This is a genomic window from Rhodococcus sp. 14-2496-1d (genome assembly GCF_002259365.1).
Classification (GTDB): Bacteria; Actinomycetota; Actinomycetes; order Mycobacteriales; family Mycobacteriaceae; genus Rhodococcoides.
Map to the genome: position 1 here is coordinate 61150 of NZ_NPFV01000033.1, position 15770 is coordinate 76919.

Genomic DNA, 15770 nt, shown 5'->3' on the forward strand with positions numbered 1-15770 from the left:
AATTGCGATTTTTTTGCTAATCGGACATAGGATGCAGCAATGCAGGAAACAGACGACCTGGCCCGTTTCGGCAAGGTGGTGGCGGCGCGGCGGGCAAGGCTTGCGTTGACCAGGTTCGAGGTCCGTGATGCTGGTGGACCGTCGGACACCACACTTGGCAACATCGAAAACGACACTCTCGGTCGGGCGCCCAGTCCGGCCGTGCTCAGGAGGCTCGACCAGGGCCTGCGGTGGAGCAAAGGGAGCGCAGCTGCTGTTCTCGCCGGTGGCGATCCTGTCCCCCTGGAGAGCCTGTCGAACAGAAACTCCAGATCGAGCAGTGCCGCCGCCGAGCCGGATGCGATTGTGCTTCCTCTGGACGAAATCAACAATCTGTTCGGGCTGCACCGGCAGCTCAATGCCGCGCACGAGAGCTGTCATGGCGCGGATCCCCCACTGGAGGACTTCGACCAGGTCGTCGGGGGATTCAACGCCTTTGTTTCCCGCGTAGCCGGACGGTATGCCACCGCGGTCTTGGAACGAAGTGGGGGCCCTGGGAGAACCCTCCCTCCGATGGCGGAGATGGCATTCGGCCCCCTCCTCGATAAACCCGCCGTCGACTACGACCCGGTCGAGCGCGAAGAACAGCTCTACCGTCGCTGGCTGGCTGGGCGGCACGACGACATCGACGACGAGCTGGACGCCAGGTTCCAGGAGCGATGGGCGGAGCGCGAGTGAAGCAGTTGAAGTTGCGCAGGAAATGGGCAAGGGTGCTTGCTCGGGACCAAGCCTCTCGTAGTACTCCGCGGGGAGAGAACGTTCGGAAGGAACAGACCACAATGGACAGCCAGCTACCGCTACACGATCGAATCAGCAGGCTATTCGGGGGCTTCCGACATCTGGGGACACCCGATGATCTGGACCCGCAGGTCGCGGCGCATGTGAGCAAGAACGTCGGTCGCCACGTCACTGCCGAAGAAGTGAAAGTGCTCCGCAGCCAGGCGGTCGACGCCGCCGAACGAGACGTCCTCGAGGCAGTGGCCACATTCTTCGAGTCGCCGGTTACCTACCTGGTCGGCACCACTGCCGAGCAGATGGACTACAACGCGCAGCTCGATTACTTCGACAATGTTCGGAACTCCCAGGCCACGGTATTTGCTCTACGAACTCGCGTACCGCAGCTGACTCCGGCGATCGCTGAGCGTCTGAGCGAGCTGGTCCGGGACACGCACGGACGTTTCGAGAAGCAGAATCGGCACGAACCGGCCGAGGCTGGCGAATCGACATAATGAGCTCGGTCCGAGACGCTGCCGCTGCAGCGAGAACTATCGACGACCCCGAGCTACGTGCCAGATCCTTCCTCGACACACTGCAACTGCAGTTCACGAGACCCTGGTCGATCGACCAATTCGTTGCCGAGGTTGGGTTCAAGATCGGCCGCGTCATTTTGATCCTCGATCTACCTGATGATCTGAGCGAAAGCGGCGAGGTCTCGGGCTTTTGGGTACGAACTGCCCCGGTCGATGTCATCTACGTCCGTGCGGACGTAGATCCGCTCTTTCGTGAACAATGCATCCTCCACGAAGTCGCACACATACTTCTCGGTCACGATGCCGATGTTGTTGTCACCGAGGACATTCTGGTCGAATCGTTCATGAGGATGGCTCCTGCCATTCCGAGGACAATGATCAGCGCGCTTGCCGAGGAACAACGGGCGAAGGTGTGCTTCACGCGAGTCCCGGATTTCCTTCAGCCCATCGAAGCAGAGGCCGAATGGCTCGGCACCCTCATGCTGGCCCGCGCCGATTCCCTACGCAAGCCGTTCTACCCGGAGAGTATCGACTCGAAAGACAAGGAGACCCTGCGCCGGGTGGCCACAATTTTTGGGTGGCAGATGTGAGCACGTTCTTCGAGGCGATACTGCCAATAGTGTTGTTGGTGTTCGGTCTTCAACGCCTACCGTTGTACAGGCGGAGGCCGCAAACTCGCCCCATGACGGTGCTACTGCTCACTCTCAGTGTTGCGCAGATGTTCAGAATTCATGCGCTGGCAGACGACAAGCTCGACCCTGTCTTACACGACGTAACGGGCCTGTGGAACATGTCTGTTCTGATAGCTCAGGCCTTGGCGATTTGCGCCGCAACACAATGGGTCGGGATGGTGGCGCACTCGACCCAACGTAGTTTTCCGCGTCGCTATCGCTACGCCGTCACCACGGCGTTGGTCGGCGGTCTGGTCATCTCATTTCTGCTCTCCCCCGCGCCGTCGAGACCGACTTACTACCTCAGTCAGACCTTTGCAGCCGAAGGCTGGATGTTGGTCTACTGGGTCATCTTTCTCGGAAGCCTGTCGTTGTGCGTGGTTGTGCCGTTCTACCTGTTGGTCCGCATGGCTTTGATCGTGAAGACCGGAGAATTGGCGCGCGTTCTCACCGCTGCTGCGGTGGCGTGCGGGATGATCCTGCTGTACGCAGTTCACAAGATCGTGTACCTGGTGGCGTTCGCCCGCGGCATAGAGAACTGGTACACCGACCACACCGTTCAGATATCGCTCTTTCTCATCATGTCGCCGCTGCTCGTCGCCGGATACGTTGCGTGGGTGTATATCTGGACGACACTGCTTCCTCGCGTCCAGCGGTACCGACGCATCGTTGCGTACATGGATGAGTGGCAGGCCTTGGCGACTCGAAGCAACGCCATCCTTGCGGACACTCTGATCCCGAGCTCCAAGCGGGCTGCCTGGCGTGCCAGCAGAAATTCCGTCGCGTCTACCCGACTGATGGTCGAGATGGTCGACGGCGAAGACGGTAAGGCAACTTCCGCGGGGGCGACTAGAAGATGAACGGGATCAAGCGCTTAGAGCGCGTCATGTATTCGGCGTACCCCTCTCCTATGCCCTCGAGCATCGCGGACTCTTCCGACGGGATCCGGTGGACATATCCGCCCGCCAGAAACGACACCATGACGGGGGCAAGCCAGTTCCCGTACGCGATGGAGAAGCCCAGCGCGCAGATCAATGCCCCTGTGTACGAGGGGTGCCGAATCAACCGGTACGGGCCCGTCTGCACTACCAGTTGCTCTGGATGCGTGTGGACCTTGAACGTGAAGGACTCCCCGAGCTTTCGCGCCGAAGCCAGCCGGAGGGCCTGCCCGAGTGCAGCGGTGGTCAATCCCGCAACGAAAATCGTTCTCGGGTGCCGATCAATGACGGTTGCCGGCGAGGCCACGCTCAGCACGAGGCCTCCGCCATACGCCAGTGCAAGGCCACGGCCAACTGCTCTACCGGACCCGTTGTCCCGATTCACAGAGCCCGCGCGCGGCCTCCGCTTGGCCATCCTGTACTCCGACAACGCAAATCCCGCGAAAGCGGTAGCCAAAACCGCAGCGGCCGGTCGACTGGTCACGAACAAGGGCAGCCTCTTGACGATCATGCGACACAGCTTCTCAGACTCTGTAGCCGCTCCGAGACGAGCAGGGTACCGACCAACTTCAAGGACCAACGCATGACGACGGCGACACGACCGATCAAAGGCCTGGCACTGGTGGGGGTCGGTGCGTTTCTCGCCGCATCCTCGGCAACAATGTCCCTGTACATGGCTCCACAGCTGGTGAAGACGCCTCTCGACGTCGACTCCGCGACGGTCGCAACAGGCACCGCGACCTTGCTCGACACCGAAGCGCTCATTCAGGGCGTCTCGAAAGTCGATCGCGACGTTCCCATCCGGGTCTTGCAGCAGGTCACTGTCGAAGAACCGTCCGACAGCACCAAGATCACCATGCAATCCGCTGTTCTGTTGCAACGAGACGACAGACCTGGTGAAAGAGGGACGGTCAACGCAACCGTCGACAGATTCACCGCCGACCGCAGAACTGCGATGCCGATGGACGATCCGATCGGGTCGATCCAGAAGTACAACGATCAACCCGCCGACGAAGTCACACACGACGGGCTTTCGCTCAAGTTTCCGTTCGACGTCCAAAAGAGGTCCTATCCGTACTTCGATACGACCGCGCGCCGCAGCCAGGAGATCCAGTTCGACGGCCAGACCACCATCAACGGCCTGGACGTCTACCGGTTCGTTCAGGACATCGCGCCACTAGACACCGGCGGCAAGCTCAGCCTCCCTGCGTCGTACTGGGGTATCGACGGGGACGAAGAAATTCTGATGCACCGGTTCTACAAAGCACGCCGTGAGCTGCTCGTCGAGCCCACGACAGGTGCAATCGTCTTCGGGAAACAAGCGGTTCACCAGTACTACGGCCGCACCGCTGACGACCCCTCGGCGGTCACCATCGTGGAAATGTCGCCGGAGCTCGACGCCGCCACTGTCGACGAGCAGGTACAGCGTGCAGTCGAGTCCAAACGACTCATCGATTGGGCCGAGATCTACGGCCCGCTGACGGCCGGTGGTCTTGGCGTTGTATGCCTCGTTTTGGGGGCGGTAGTGATTCGTCGCCATTCACGCACTTCAGAGCTGGTATTGGAGAAGCCCCAGGCCCTGGCTGATGCCCACCGCTGATGGCTGCCAGACAGTCAATGCGACAGAAGCCTGGCCCAGTTTCGGCGTGTCTGCGGAAGATGCCACGACACTCGAGACAGGATTGGTGGACGCGGGGATGACGGTCCCTCGTCGAGACCGGAGGAGACCACCAGTGCCTCAAAACAGCAAGGGCAAGCGCAAGGCTCTGAGAGCTCGCGCGCCCGAGGAGATCATTCCGACAATCGAGCGCATGGCGCGAGAGGCCGGATGCAGTTCGGTCAGTCAGTACCTTTCCGACATGTTGTGCCTGGTGGCCGACCGACCCGATCTCGTTCGAGAGCTGAACCAGGAGGTGTTGCCGCTCTCCGCATGACGTGACGCAAGGCCTCTCAGCTCGAATACGGAAGGGCGTTCCGTAGGGCTAGCTGGAGGAAAATACAGCGACACACGCCAGACCCGAGACACGAAAAACCCCCCGGCTCTTGTTGGGCAAGAAACGAGGGGCATTCGAGTTTGGTGAGAAGCGAGCTAGGAACTCGGTTCTCGGTGTTGCATTCCCCAGAAGGGACACTGTCTTGCTGGACAGGTCTCAGGGTACATCGCGCCCTGATGAAGATTCAAGATCTATAGCTCGTGTCGGGTCGACGATGTCGGCACCCGACAACACTTGGGGACGTCTGTCGCCGTTGGTGGCCGCGCGTCGGTCCATGCGTGTGTGGAGTGCCGTTACTGGCAAGTTCGATACCTCGCGCAGTCTGACGAAGCGCCTGCCGGCCGTGCCGGCCGCAGTGCCGATCTATGCGCGCGGCCGTACGACCCTGCTAGCGCTGGACTTCGACGCCAAACACCACACGCCGGCACAGGTCGACGCCGATGTCGAACGTGCCTTGGGATGGCTCCACGAATGCGGCGCGCGCACAATCACCGACCGCTCGACGAGCGGTGGCCGCCACATTCTGGTCCCTATGGCCACCGACATCCCTCTGCGCGTCGACGACATCAAAATGGTGATGGAGCTCCTCGGTGCCCGGTTGATCACCCTGGACGCCACACCGATGCTCAACGCAGACTGGGGATGCATCACTCCCCCCGGCTCACCCTGCCGCGAGGGCGGCTACCGACTGCTCGACGGCACCCTCGACGACGCAATAGACGCCTTCACCGTCCGCTCCGACCGCGGTGTCATCGCGCGCCTGATCGCCCTGCTGGGTGGCGCAACCACTCCCCGACACCGAACCCCTGTGGCCGCAGTCGCAGCCTCCCTCACCCAGGACGAACGCCTCGTCGGCATCGGACGCGATCGACGCCTGGACCCACGCTTCCACCGCACCACACCTGTCCCCCAAGCCGTCGAGATGTACGCGGCCACAGGCAAGTTCACCAAGGCTCACAAAGCCCTCTGGACATCCCCGTCAGAAGCACGCCAGTCCGTCATCAGCCACGCCGTTCTGCGCGGTGCCAGCACTGCGGACATCGAGAAGTCAATCGCCACCACAGAGTGGGCCGGGCTGCGTCAGGCCTACATCGACAAGTACGGGTCTCATTCAGCCGCAGCCTTGCAACGGGATGTGGAGAAGGCTCTGACCTGGGCCGCAACGATTGTCCGTCCATTCCACCAACTCACGCACAAGAAAAAATACACAGGGGGGGATGGTTCCTTCCTGAAAGATCGTGTTCGTCAGCAATGGCTGGCTCACGCAAAGATGTGGATTGACTCAGAATTTCTCGGTACTCGCCAACGCCCAGTCCTACTAGCAGTGGTGCAGGCCCTCGCATACACATCTGCGTTGGCGGGGGAATTGGTGGAGGGAGTCCCAGTGGTCGCCGTTGGTGGTCGAAGCCTGTCGCATGCAGCGGGGCTGATGTCGGAATCGACTGTGTGGAGTGGGCTGAGACTGCTTAGAGAGACCCCAGGTTCTCCTCTGCTACTGGTTTCGCGCGGGGCAGGTCGAGAGGCAGACCGCTACGCCCTGACCACTCCAGCCACGATCCAGAATCCAGGAGCAGCGCATATCGAGCGAGCGCGGGTCGAGCCCGTGCATCCGGCATGGAGCGTGCTTGGTCTACGTGGTCGTGCGGTGTACGAGCTGCTCAAGGCCGGCCTGGCCACCGACGTCGAGGACATCTTTGCCGCTGCAAAGCTCCGGCCGTCCAACGGATACGCGATCCTCGCGGACCTAACAACGGCTGGGCTCATCGAGCGAAACAATGCAACCTTGACCCTAGGACGCCGCACGCTGGACGACGTAGCGGCCGCTCACGGTGTGGAAATGGTCGTAGCCGACCGCATTGTTCGGCACCGAGCCGAACGGCTCTTGTGGCAGGTGTGGCTTGAGAACCGGTTCTCCGCTCCATCCCGTGACTCCGCTACGCGCGACCAGACGATTTTCCCGCCTGCCGAGGCCGCTCCCCTGCCTGGCGACGCAGATTCGGAGGCTCTTTGGGCAGCACTCATGAAGGCTGGTCCACCGCCAAGAGATCCGGTGTTAGAGGCAGTCGAGATACTCGGTGACCTTCTAGGGGCGGTCATTGTGGATACGTCGTAGCGCTTCGGAAACGGGTCTTGAGGTCGGTCGCCGGCCCCACTTATCTGTCAGCTGTGCTCCGTACCACCCATCGGCTATCCGCATCCGAGGACGGTCCGACGCTAGCGTGGTGCGGCGATGCTTGAGCAAACCTATAGAGAGGCGGGTTATGACCGACTGGGTTGGAGCGGCGGAAGAATTACGCGCCGAGCTGTTGGCCCCGGACGCGAATGATGTCGACTGCTCGGGGGTGATACCGGCCTCGCATTTCGACGCGCTGCGCAGCAGAGGTTTCTACGGACTTGCGTTCAAGTCGCAGGATCCGATCCGGACACTTGCGGACACAGGCGAAGTGCTGGTCAGCGGCTGCCTCGCCACAGCATTCGTATGGGCGCAACACCACGGCACGCTGCTACGCCTGGCCACGTCGAGCAACGAGGGCCTGAAAGCTAAGTATCTGACGGCGCTGCAGACGGGCGACATGCGCGCAGGTGTTTCCGGCAGTGGTTATGCCAGCCCACGGAAGCCGCTGGTCAAAGCAGTTCGAGTAGCTGCCGGCTACTCGATTACAGGGACCTCGCCCTTCGTAACGGGATGGAACGGTCTCACCGAGGTCATCGGTGTGACCGCGTACGACGAGGCAGCGGGACAGCAAGTTACGTTCCTTGCCCACGCCGAGGACGTCTCAGGCTTGGTAAGCGATCGCCTAGAACTGACGGCCGCGCACGCCTCACATACGGTCAGACTCACCTTCGACAGGCTTCATGTACCCGACGACATGGTCATGAGTGTGTCATCGGCGTCAAAGAAGGACGGTTCGGAACTGAGTGACATGGATCGGGCTGTGACCCGCTTGAACGGCTCCCTCGCTCTCGGAACGGCGAAGGCATCCCTCTTGGAGTTGGCCGCAATGGGCCGGTCCAACGACATCCTCGATGCGAGACATAACGAGATCAGAGCCACGCTCACTCGCGCGATCACCGAGCGGCAGATTGACATCTTCGTAGTGCGCGCTGCCGCAAGCCGATTCAGTGTGGACGTTGCGAACCATTTGGCGAGCGAGGCTGGAAGTGGAGCGATATTGCGAGGCGCGACACCTGAACGGCTTCTCCGTGAAGCTGCTTTCAGTCTTGTATGTACAACGACGCCGGAGATGAAGGCGCACTTGCTACGTGAGGCGGCACATCGGTACGACCTCTCGGTTGCGTAAGACGGAGGCCGCAAACCCGCGTGCTGACTGTTGCCTCAACTGATCAACTGGATCTGGGACGCGCAACGGTGGCTGCCCCAGTCCCCCGGTTGGGGCAGTTGTGCCCCCGTCTGTGGAAGATGTTTCGACCTCCCCTAGGGGCTATGGCCGCCTATATGGGCGACCGGAATGTCGCGCCGCTTCCCTGGTGAGCGGTGGTGAACGCCGGAGTTGCAAGCTGTTGCGGGCCCTTGCGCTTGGACGCAATAGCCTCCATGTGCCCATATGGGCAATTATATAACATTATATTTACTTACCGTACCTAGCCTAGATACGCTAGGTACTGTAAGCTAACGTTACTCAATATTTGGTACTATTTGCTTTGCTGTTCTTTAATAGTGAAAGCGTATATACGCTGCGCTTACGTACTATTCGCTAAGCACTACTAGTTCAACTTCGGTCCATATGTCCCCGTAAGTGCCCCATCTGCTTTGTTCCTCGGCTCTCCCTCTGACACGGGGGAGGGGGGTGGTCGCATCAACGAACGAGAGGGAGAAGAAACACCGCTATGACAATTACTGCGATCGCGAACCTGAAGGGTGGCGTCGGCAAGACCACCATCGTGAACGGCCTAGCCCACGCAGCGGCCAGCGTGCAGCAAACCTGCTTGGTCGTTGACGCTGACTCTCAGGGGAATTCGACCAAGCATCTCACCAGTCACACTGTCGAAGATCCGCCTGAAGCGAGTCTCGCGGATGTGCTCGACCGAGATGTCGACTGTTCGACCGAGCAAGCCATCATTCAGGCGCGGCGTCCAGGCATAGATGTTCTGCCGAGCGGGTTCAGTGACCTTCAAGCAGTCATGGACACGCTGGTGGGGAAGACCGGCGGCGAGATGGCCGTCGACAGGGCGCTGAAAACGGTTGCAAACAAGTACGAGCACATCCTCATCGACTGCCGTCCCGCGATCGACCTTGTGTCCCGTGGAGCGCTGTTCGCCGCCGATAACGTTCTGATCGTCGTGAACCCCGAATCGGACGCAATCGACGGGTTCGACGCTATTCGCCAGTCGATCGAGGACCTTGAGCAGTACATGGGCAAGGTACTGCCTATTGCAGGCGTAGTCGTCAACAAGATCGACGGTCGCCGTGCCGATCATGCGAAGACGCTGGAGTACCTCAAGGAGTACGTGCAAGAGGCTGATATCCGAATCGTGGGGGAGCCGATACCGATGCTGACCGACATCAGCAAACTCACCAACGTGGGAATGGGCCTCGATGAACACCCCCGGCCCACGGGACGGATCCGCAACCTTCACGAAAACTTCGTAAAGATTCTCAACGCAACAGGAGGGAAGGCATAGTGAGTAAAGAGATTCCGGCACCGCAGCTACCCGCCGCGCGCGCGCCTCGGCGCAACACGTTCGCGCAGGCGGCGGCACCGGCGCAACGCGAAGCTGAGGCCGCAACTCCGCCGGTAGCGTCACCGTCTCGGCCGCCGTCTCAGCCGGCGAGCACGCCAGAAGTTGAGGTTGGCGCGAAGGAGAGATCCAAGCGGATGGAAGGAACGAAGGACATTCTGCTCTCGATGCCCTCGTCTCAGAAAGAACGGATGGAGGCCACCATCGCCCACACGCAGGCATACACCGGTGTCAAGCATCAGCAGGTCTTCATCAGGACTGCAGTCGAGCGGTTGTGTGAACAGCTGGAACGGCAGTACAACAACGGCCAGCGATACAAGTTGCCCCCGGCCGCACCTTCCCTATAGCGCCCCTATGGGCGCTATAGGGGGTATGGGCGAGTCGTTCCGCACCGCCCACATCCCCGCAGCGTCTTAGGCGTTGCGTTCGTATCAAAGCCCACGCCGACACCCCGAAAGGCCCCGATAGTGCGCTCACACCACCGGGGCCGGTCGATCACAGATTGGACCTGCGATCAATGAACAACGCTAGTGCCTCTATCGAACCGGTCGAAGACCACGTCGACCACACCAGCGTCGACCACGCCGGCACGGTATTCATCCACCCTCGAGTGCTGATCGGCGCACTGGCCACTGCCATTGTGCTGACGGTCGGTATCGCCGCAGCGTCCTTCTGGCTGTCCTTCGGAGCGCTCCGGGATCTCGCCACAATGGCCGGCACCGAGCCTGGCCGAGCCTGGGTGATACCCGTAGTCCTCGACGGCGCAATTGTGGCCACCACCGTCACCGCGATTGCACTGTCACACCACACGGACCCGCGGACGGTACGAGGACGGCGATTCGTCCTCTGCGTTCTTGCTGTCGCAGCCGGCGCATCCATAGCCGGAAACGCTTACCACGCAACGTTGACCTCGACCGTAATGCCGGCTTTCGTCGCCGCGGGCATCGCGACCATCGCCCCGGTCTTCCTGCTCGCCATGACCGAAGTCCTCGCTGTCATCCTCCGAGCTCCACGCGCCAGTCGCGCCGCAGCAACGCCTTTGTCGCAGAACGTGATCGAGAGCGTGCCGAGTCCAGACAGCCCGGGGGAGGTGCAGAGCGCGCCAAAAAGCGACAACAGCGCGCAGCAGCTCAGTGATCTACTCGACGCGCACGGGGCACTCAACGACGACGTCTGGGAAACGGTCTACCTGTATCACAAGCATCCCGAGGTGCAGGGCAACTTCTCAGCTGTCTCTCGGATGCTTGAGGTCACGACCTCCACAGTCACACGTCGCTACGACAAGCTCGTTCAGCTCCTGATGGAGGTCGCGGCATCGAAGGTGCCCAACCGTGCACTGGACCCCCGCGGGGACTCGCCGGACGAACCCGAAACAGTCGAGTTCACAACGGACGTCGACGAGGCTCACGAAGTGCGCGTCGGGGGATACGCGGAGGCAGCACGATGACCCAACCCGAGAACGCAATAGACAACGGCTACCGAGGTCGGGCTTGGTGTTCCACCTGCTTCTGTAGATCCGCGCGCATCTCGTGAACGGACCGGACGAACCTCGGGTGCTGCCCGGCTGCTGCCTTGACCCACTCTGCGCGCACATCATCGCTCTTCAAAGGTATGTTTGCCTCTCCTCTGCCCGTCCCAGTCCTCCAGAACACCCACTTGCCTTTGGTGTTGACCGCGAACTCCTGACGGCTTCCCCAAGGGTTATCCGGTGAGCCGGTGGGTATCTGAAATGTCCACCCATTGCTGAACAATGTGATGGAGATGGCGGTCTTGACTTTCAACTCTCGCAACGCCTCCACGCACTCCGGTAACAGCCCGTCTATCTGAGCCACGAAACGGTCGAACTCCGCTGCGGCAGAATGCGTTGCGCTATCTTTGGCTACCTGCTCGGCGGCCTGCTTCTTACGGATGTCATCGGCCATTCCCATGCCCGGATCGAACCACAATCAGGCCGATCACGCCGTCGTTCGAATAGGTGTGAAGCTGTGGTCAAATTGCTGTGATCTCGTCGGTTATCCGCCTGAGCCGATTCCTGCGGGTTCGGGTGTGCGTTTTGACCATCGTCATACCGGACGATCGCGAACGAGCCTCTAGCGTCGGTTGTGTCAGTTTCAAAAGACGGCTGCACTCTTTGCAGGCGTTTTGAGGATGAGTGCAAGTGTCTTCTGACATTCTGATGTCGGAAGTGCGGTGCACGGTCGCGCGTTCAGCTCTCGGTGACAGGGAGGCTTGTGATGGAGCTCGACGTCGTGGAGACCGGTGTGCTGACGGCGTCGGGGGAGCGGTGGGCGCAGGCAGAGACCCGATTCGCTGTCTTGGCTCCCTTGCTGGAGATGCATCCGGTGCGTTTGGCAGCGGTCGATGATGCGGCCGAACGACTGGGGTTGTCGCGTCGTCGGGTCTATGCGTTGCTTGGCAAACTCAGGGACGGGACAGGTACGGTCACCGATCTTCTGACGAAGGTCTCGCCGGGTGGGCGTGGCCGCAGCCGAGTAGCGGCTGAGGTCGAAGAAGTGATCGGCGATCATCTCACCCGATATTTTCTTCACCGCCAGAAGCTGAGTGTCGCTGCGCTGCATCGACGTATCGCGTTGACTTGTCACCGCGCGGGTCTGCCAGTGCCGGCCAGAAACACCGTCACCGCACGAATCGCCGCGCTCCATCCGGCATCGGTGGCCAGGTCACGCGGAGGACCCGATGCCGCCCGCCCACGTCAGTCCGCCGGCGACGATCCACCGACGGTTGCGGGGATTCTCGATCAGGTCCAGATCGACCACACCGTCGTCGATCTGATGGTCGTCGACGAGTACGAGCGTCAACCGATCGGTCGCCCCTACCTGACGATCGCCATCGATGTCCTCAGCCGTTCCGTACTCGGGTTCGTCGTCACTTTGGAGCCGCCGTCGTCGATATCGGTCGGGTTGTGCCTGGGCCGCGTGTGCTGCGAGAAGCAGACATGGCTGGAGGCATGCGAGCTCGCGGAACAGGTGCAGTGGCCGATGGCAGGGAAACCGAAACAGTTGTATCTCGACAACGCCTCCGAGTTCAAAAGCGAAGCGCTGCGCCGCGGATGCGCCCAGCACGCCATCACACTTGAAAACCGTCCTCCGGGCCGACCGCACTACGGCGGGATCGTCGAACGCATCATCGGAACGGCGATGACGGCGGTGCACGAGCTGCCTGGGACCACCTTCTCGAACCCAGCGGACCGAGGAAGTTACGACTCGGACAAGCATGCGGCGTTGACATTGCGTGAGTTGGAGCGCTGGCTGGTCCTGGCCATAGCCTCGTATCACGCGAGTGTTCACAAAGGGATCGGGAACACTCCGGCCGCCGTGTGGGCCGGCGGGGTCGCCGCAGTTGGTCATGCCCCTCGTGTGGTGCTCGGCGAAACCGCGTTCCTGGTGGACTTTCTTCCCGTCATCCGGCGACGTCTGACGCGCACGGGCTTCGTTCTCGATCACGTGCACTACTTCTCGAACGCGCTCAAACCGTGGGTTGCGCGGCGAGAGGATTTGGGGCGGTTCGTGATACGACGTGACCCACGAGATTTGAGCAGAATCTGGGTCCTCGAACCAGACGGTGCCGGCTATGTCGAGGTGCCGTACCGGACGATGTCACATCCCGCAGTGACACTGTGGGAGCACAGAGCTGCTATCGCCCGTCTCCGCGAACAAGGTCGGTCGAACGTTGATGAGAGCGCACTGTTTTCGATGATCGAGCAGATGCGCGAGGTCACCGACCGCTCGCAGAAAGCCACCCGCAAAGCCCGGCGCAACCGCGCCCGCCGCACACACCTCACCGGCGCCGCGTCTGCACCGATCCCGGCGATCCACCCGCCGGTGGAGCCTCGAGCGGACGCCGGCACCGCAACACCGGTCTTCAGCGACATCGAGGAATGGTGAGGCGATGACCGCATCGACAGGAAGCAGCGACGAAACCACCGAGTCGTCCAGCGAGGGTTTGGGGCACCTGCGGGAGTCGGTTCGACCGCTCACCGCACTCGATGCCGCGGACCGGATCCGGTTGATCCGGTCGGAGAGGTGGATCGGGTATCCGCAGGCCCGTATGGTCATCGACCGTCTGGAGACGTTGTTGTCGTGGCCGGACCGACAGCGTATGCCGAACTTACTGTTGCTCGGTCCGACGAACAACGGCAAGTCGATGATCATCGAAAAGTTCCGGCGTACTCATCCGCCGATCAGCTTGTCCGACCGCGAGCAGATACCGGTGTTGTGCGTGCAGATGCCCCCGGACCCGTCACCCGGCCGGTTCTACCTCGCACTGCTCACAGCGTTGGGAACACCGACCCGACCACGCAATCGGGTCCACGAACTCGAACAGCAAGCGTTGATGCTGCTCCGCGCCACCGGCGTACGGATGTTGATCATCGACGAGCTCCACAATGTTCTCGCTGGCCGCGACAACGTCCGCCGCGAATTCTTGAACGTGCTGCGGTTCCTGGGCAACGAACTACGCATTCCTCTTGTCGCTGTCGGAACCCGCGACGCCTACCTCGCCATCCGGACCGATCCCCAGTTGGAGAACCGATTCCATCCCATGACTTTGCCGGTCTGGACCAACACTGCCGACACCAGATCACTGCTGGCCAGCTTCAGCACGAGCTTCCCCCTCCGCAAACCCTCGCACCTGACATCACCGGAGATGACCGACTACCTCCTTACTCGCTCCGAGGGCACCATCGGTGAACTGACAACGCTGCTCACTGCCGCAGCAGTGACCGCCGTCGACAACGGAGAGGAAGCGATGACCTCATCGGTGCTCACGCGCACTCCGTACCTCGGCCCCACGGAGCGACGCCGCCAGTTCGAACGCCACCTCGCGTGAACGTGCGGCTCGCACCGATGCCCGGTGATGCGTACGTTCGCCCGTGGCCGCTGCATCCGCAGCCACTGCCAGGTGAGGTCCTCTCGTCATGGTTGGCCCGGATATGCGAGCTGTATCCGCACATCAAGCCCTCTGACCTGCTTGCAGACCTCGAAATCGATTGTTCTGTCGAGGATCTCGACCGCTACACACCGGAGCCGATACTTGCCGAGCTGGCCGGTCGCGGCGCAGTCCCGGTAGAGAGGGTGCGGATGATGACGTTGGCGGGGTGGACACCGTGGCTGCTCGACAGCACCGACCCCGCCGACTGCGACTTCGACACCTACGTCCACCAATTCTCGATCCTGCTACCGGCCGACCTCGCGAGGGAGGATCGACGACGCCGCACACCCACGAGCGAAGCATGGTTGCCGTGGGCGAGCACTCCGCACAGTCGGGCATGCCCGGCATGTATCGACAGCCTCGAATCCACTGCTGATATCAACATGACTCTGCTGCATCAATATCCGGTGCTGAGCAGCTGCCTCGACCACCGTTGTCGACTCGAACCCTGCTCTGCTTTCCCTGGTCATGCAATCTTCTGGGATCAGGTCCGGTTCGGTTCGGACGAACGGGTCTCGCCCGTTCCGGTTCCCTCAGCGGTCACCGACCTCGATCGGCGCAGCACCGAGGCTCTGACGACGGGATGGGTGGAACTCGGCCCAGGCCGGGTACATGCCGCAGTTTGGTTCCGGCTTCTGCGCACCGTCGTCGACGAAGTGTCCTCGCCACTGGTTCGCACCGGACGGTGGGCGACGAGGCTCGTTGCGATCTGGAAGGCCGCCGGTCGTTCTCGCCCGCTCCGGACCGCGTGGGTTCCGTTCGAGGACCTGCACTGGGACGAGCAGGCGAAAGTCCTCGATGCCGCAGCGATCGGTATTGCGTTGGTCGAGAACGGTGAGATCGACGCCGGCGGTGCGCACGCATCTCTGCTGAGCCCACGACCCTATGAGCCGGTCGATCCCGGGACAGCTCCGACGCGCTCGTCTTATCCCGCACCCGAGCGCGATCTGTGGGCTGACGCGCACGCTGCGGCCGAGGCCGCCATCGCGGCGGCGCGTGTCGATCCCGCATCCGCCAGTTCGTTGTACAACTTCCTGCGCATGGGGTGCCGCACTGCAGCGGAGCTGGATGAGACGGTGCAACTGTTCCTCGACCACGGGATCCCGCTGCAACATCCGCCGACATAACTATCGCCGATGGAGCGGGGTCGTCCGCGACGCACACGCGGCGATAGCAGAGGAGCCCGTTTTCGCGCCGGGGTCATAGTCACCAACGTTATTTGTGCGG

The 15770-nt window shown here is 61.6% G+C and carries 16 protein-coding genes; 14 read left to right on the plus strand and 2 right to left on the minus strand.

Annotated elements, in window-relative coordinates; genetic code table 11:
- The first annotated feature begins 39 nt into the window (after positions 1 to 39).
- The 4 genes from CH296_RS27490 (at position 40) to CH296_RS27505 (ending at position 2820) form a co-directional block, all read left to right on the plus strand.
- Positions 40 to 717 carry a helix-turn-helix domain-containing protein gene (locus CH296_RS27490; RefSeq protein ID WP_094686175.1) on the plus strand — a complete coding sequence of 226 codons (678 nt, stop codon included), beginning with the start codon at positions 40 to 42 and terminating at the stop codon, positions 715 to 717.
- A gap of 203 nt (positions 718 to 920) precedes the next feature.
- On the plus strand, positions 921 to 1268 hold the full coding sequence (locus tag CH296_RS27495; RefSeq protein WP_143546453.1) for a hypothetical protein: 348 nt from the start codon (positions 921 to 923) through the stop codon (positions 1266 to 1268).
- On the plus strand, positions 1268 to 1879 hold the full coding sequence (locus tag CH296_RS27500) for a hypothetical protein (protein WP_094686177.1): 612 nt from the start codon (positions 1268 to 1270) through the stop codon (positions 1877 to 1879). Before CH296_RS27495 ends, CH296_RS27500 begins: the two co-directional genes overlap by 1 nt.
- A gap of 92 nt (positions 1880 to 1971) precedes the next feature.
- Entirely contained in the window at positions 1972 to 2820 is an 849-nt protein-coding gene (locus tag CH296_RS27505; protein ID WP_143546454.1) for a hypothetical protein, read from the plus strand.
- On the opposite strand, the gene CH296_RS29740 is transcribed toward CH296_RS27505, so the two are convergent.
- Positions 2810 to 3148 (minus strand): isoprenylcysteine carboxylmethyltransferase family protein, encoded by a 339-nt coding sequence (locus tag CH296_RS29740; protein WP_256980601.1) that lies wholly within the window; start codon positions 3146 to 3148, stop codon positions 2810 to 2812. The genes CH296_RS27505 and CH296_RS29740 overlap by 11 nt on opposite strands.
- A 333-nt stretch (positions 3149 to 3481) precedes the next feature.
- On the opposite strand from CH296_RS29740, the gene CH296_RS27515 reads away from it, so the two are divergent.
- From CH296_RS27515 to CH296_RS27545, 7 genes are all read left to right on the plus strand, one after another.
- Complete coding sequence (locus tag CH296_RS27515; RefSeq protein ID WP_094686180.1) at positions 3482 to 4498, plus strand: DUF3068 domain-containing protein; 1017 nt, start codon at positions 3482 to 3484, stop codon at positions 4496 to 4498.
- Positions 4499 to 4631: 133 nt separating this feature from the next.
- A complete protein-coding gene (locus CH296_RS27520) occupies positions 4632 to 4832 on the plus strand; it encodes a hypothetical protein (RefSeq protein WP_094661819.1) in 201 nt (66 codons plus the stop codon).
- 274 nt (positions 4833 to 5106) lie between these two features.
- The gene (locus CH296_RS27525) at positions 5107 to 7005 is read left to right on the plus strand and encodes a hypothetical protein (RefSeq protein WP_094686181.1); all 1899 of its coding nucleotides are present in this window, start codon (positions 5107 to 5109) and stop codon (positions 7003 to 7005) included.
- Between the two features lie 148 nt (positions 7006 to 7153).
- Positions 7154 to 8194 carry an acyl-CoA dehydrogenase family protein gene (locus tag CH296_RS27530; protein ID WP_094686182.1) on the plus strand — a complete coding sequence of 347 codons (1041 nt, stop codon included), beginning with the start codon at positions 7154 to 7156 and terminating at the stop codon, positions 8192 to 8194.
- Between the two features lie 547 nt (positions 8195 to 8741).
- On the plus strand, positions 8742 to 9536 hold the full coding sequence (locus tag CH296_RS27535; protein WP_052058282.1) for a ParA family protein: 795 nt from the start codon (positions 8742 to 8744) through the stop codon (positions 9534 to 9536).
- Positions 9537 to 9730: 194 nt separating this feature from the next.
- Positions 9731 to 9940: a hypothetical protein gene (locus tag CH296_RS27540; RefSeq protein ID WP_094661813.1), complete on the plus strand. Its 210-nt coding sequence runs from the start codon at positions 9731 to 9733 to the stop codon at positions 9938 to 9940.
- 170 nt (positions 9941 to 10110) lie between these two features.
- Positions 10111 to 11040 (plus strand): DUF2637 domain-containing protein, encoded by a 930-nt coding sequence (locus CH296_RS27545; RefSeq protein WP_094686183.1) that lies wholly within the window; start codon positions 10111 to 10113, stop codon positions 11038 to 11040.
- A gap of 28 nt (positions 11041 to 11068) precedes the next feature.
- Here CH296_RS27545 and CH296_RS27550 read toward each other — a convergent pair whose 3' ends face one another.
- Positions 11069 to 11521: a hypothetical protein gene (locus tag CH296_RS27550; protein WP_143546455.1), complete on the minus strand. Its 453-nt coding sequence runs from the start codon at positions 11519 to 11521 to the stop codon at positions 11069 to 11071.
- Positions 11522 to 11827: 306 nt separating this feature from the next.
- Between CH296_RS27550 and CH296_RS27555 the strand changes: the two genes are divergently transcribed.
- From CH296_RS27555 to CH296_RS27565, 3 genes are read left to right on the plus strand one after another with little or no spacing between them, the layout of a single operon-like run.
- The gene (locus CH296_RS27555; RefSeq protein ID WP_094686184.1) at positions 11828 to 13498 is read left to right on the plus strand and encodes a Mu transposase C-terminal domain-containing protein; all 1671 of its coding nucleotides are present in this window, start codon (positions 11828 to 11830) and stop codon (positions 13496 to 13498) included.
- A 4-nt stretch (positions 13499 to 13502) separates the two neighbouring features.
- Complete coding sequence (locus CH296_RS27560; protein WP_094686185.1) at positions 13503 to 14441, plus strand: TniB family NTP-binding protein; 939 nt, start codon at positions 13503 to 13505, stop codon at positions 14439 to 14441.
- Positions 14438 to 15670: a TniQ family protein gene (locus CH296_RS27565; RefSeq protein ID WP_256980602.1), complete on the plus strand. Its 1233-nt coding sequence runs from the start codon at positions 14438 to 14440 to the stop codon at positions 15668 to 15670. Before CH296_RS27560 ends, CH296_RS27565 begins: the two co-directional genes overlap by 4 nt.
- Positions 15671 to 15770 lie beyond the last annotated feature (100 nt).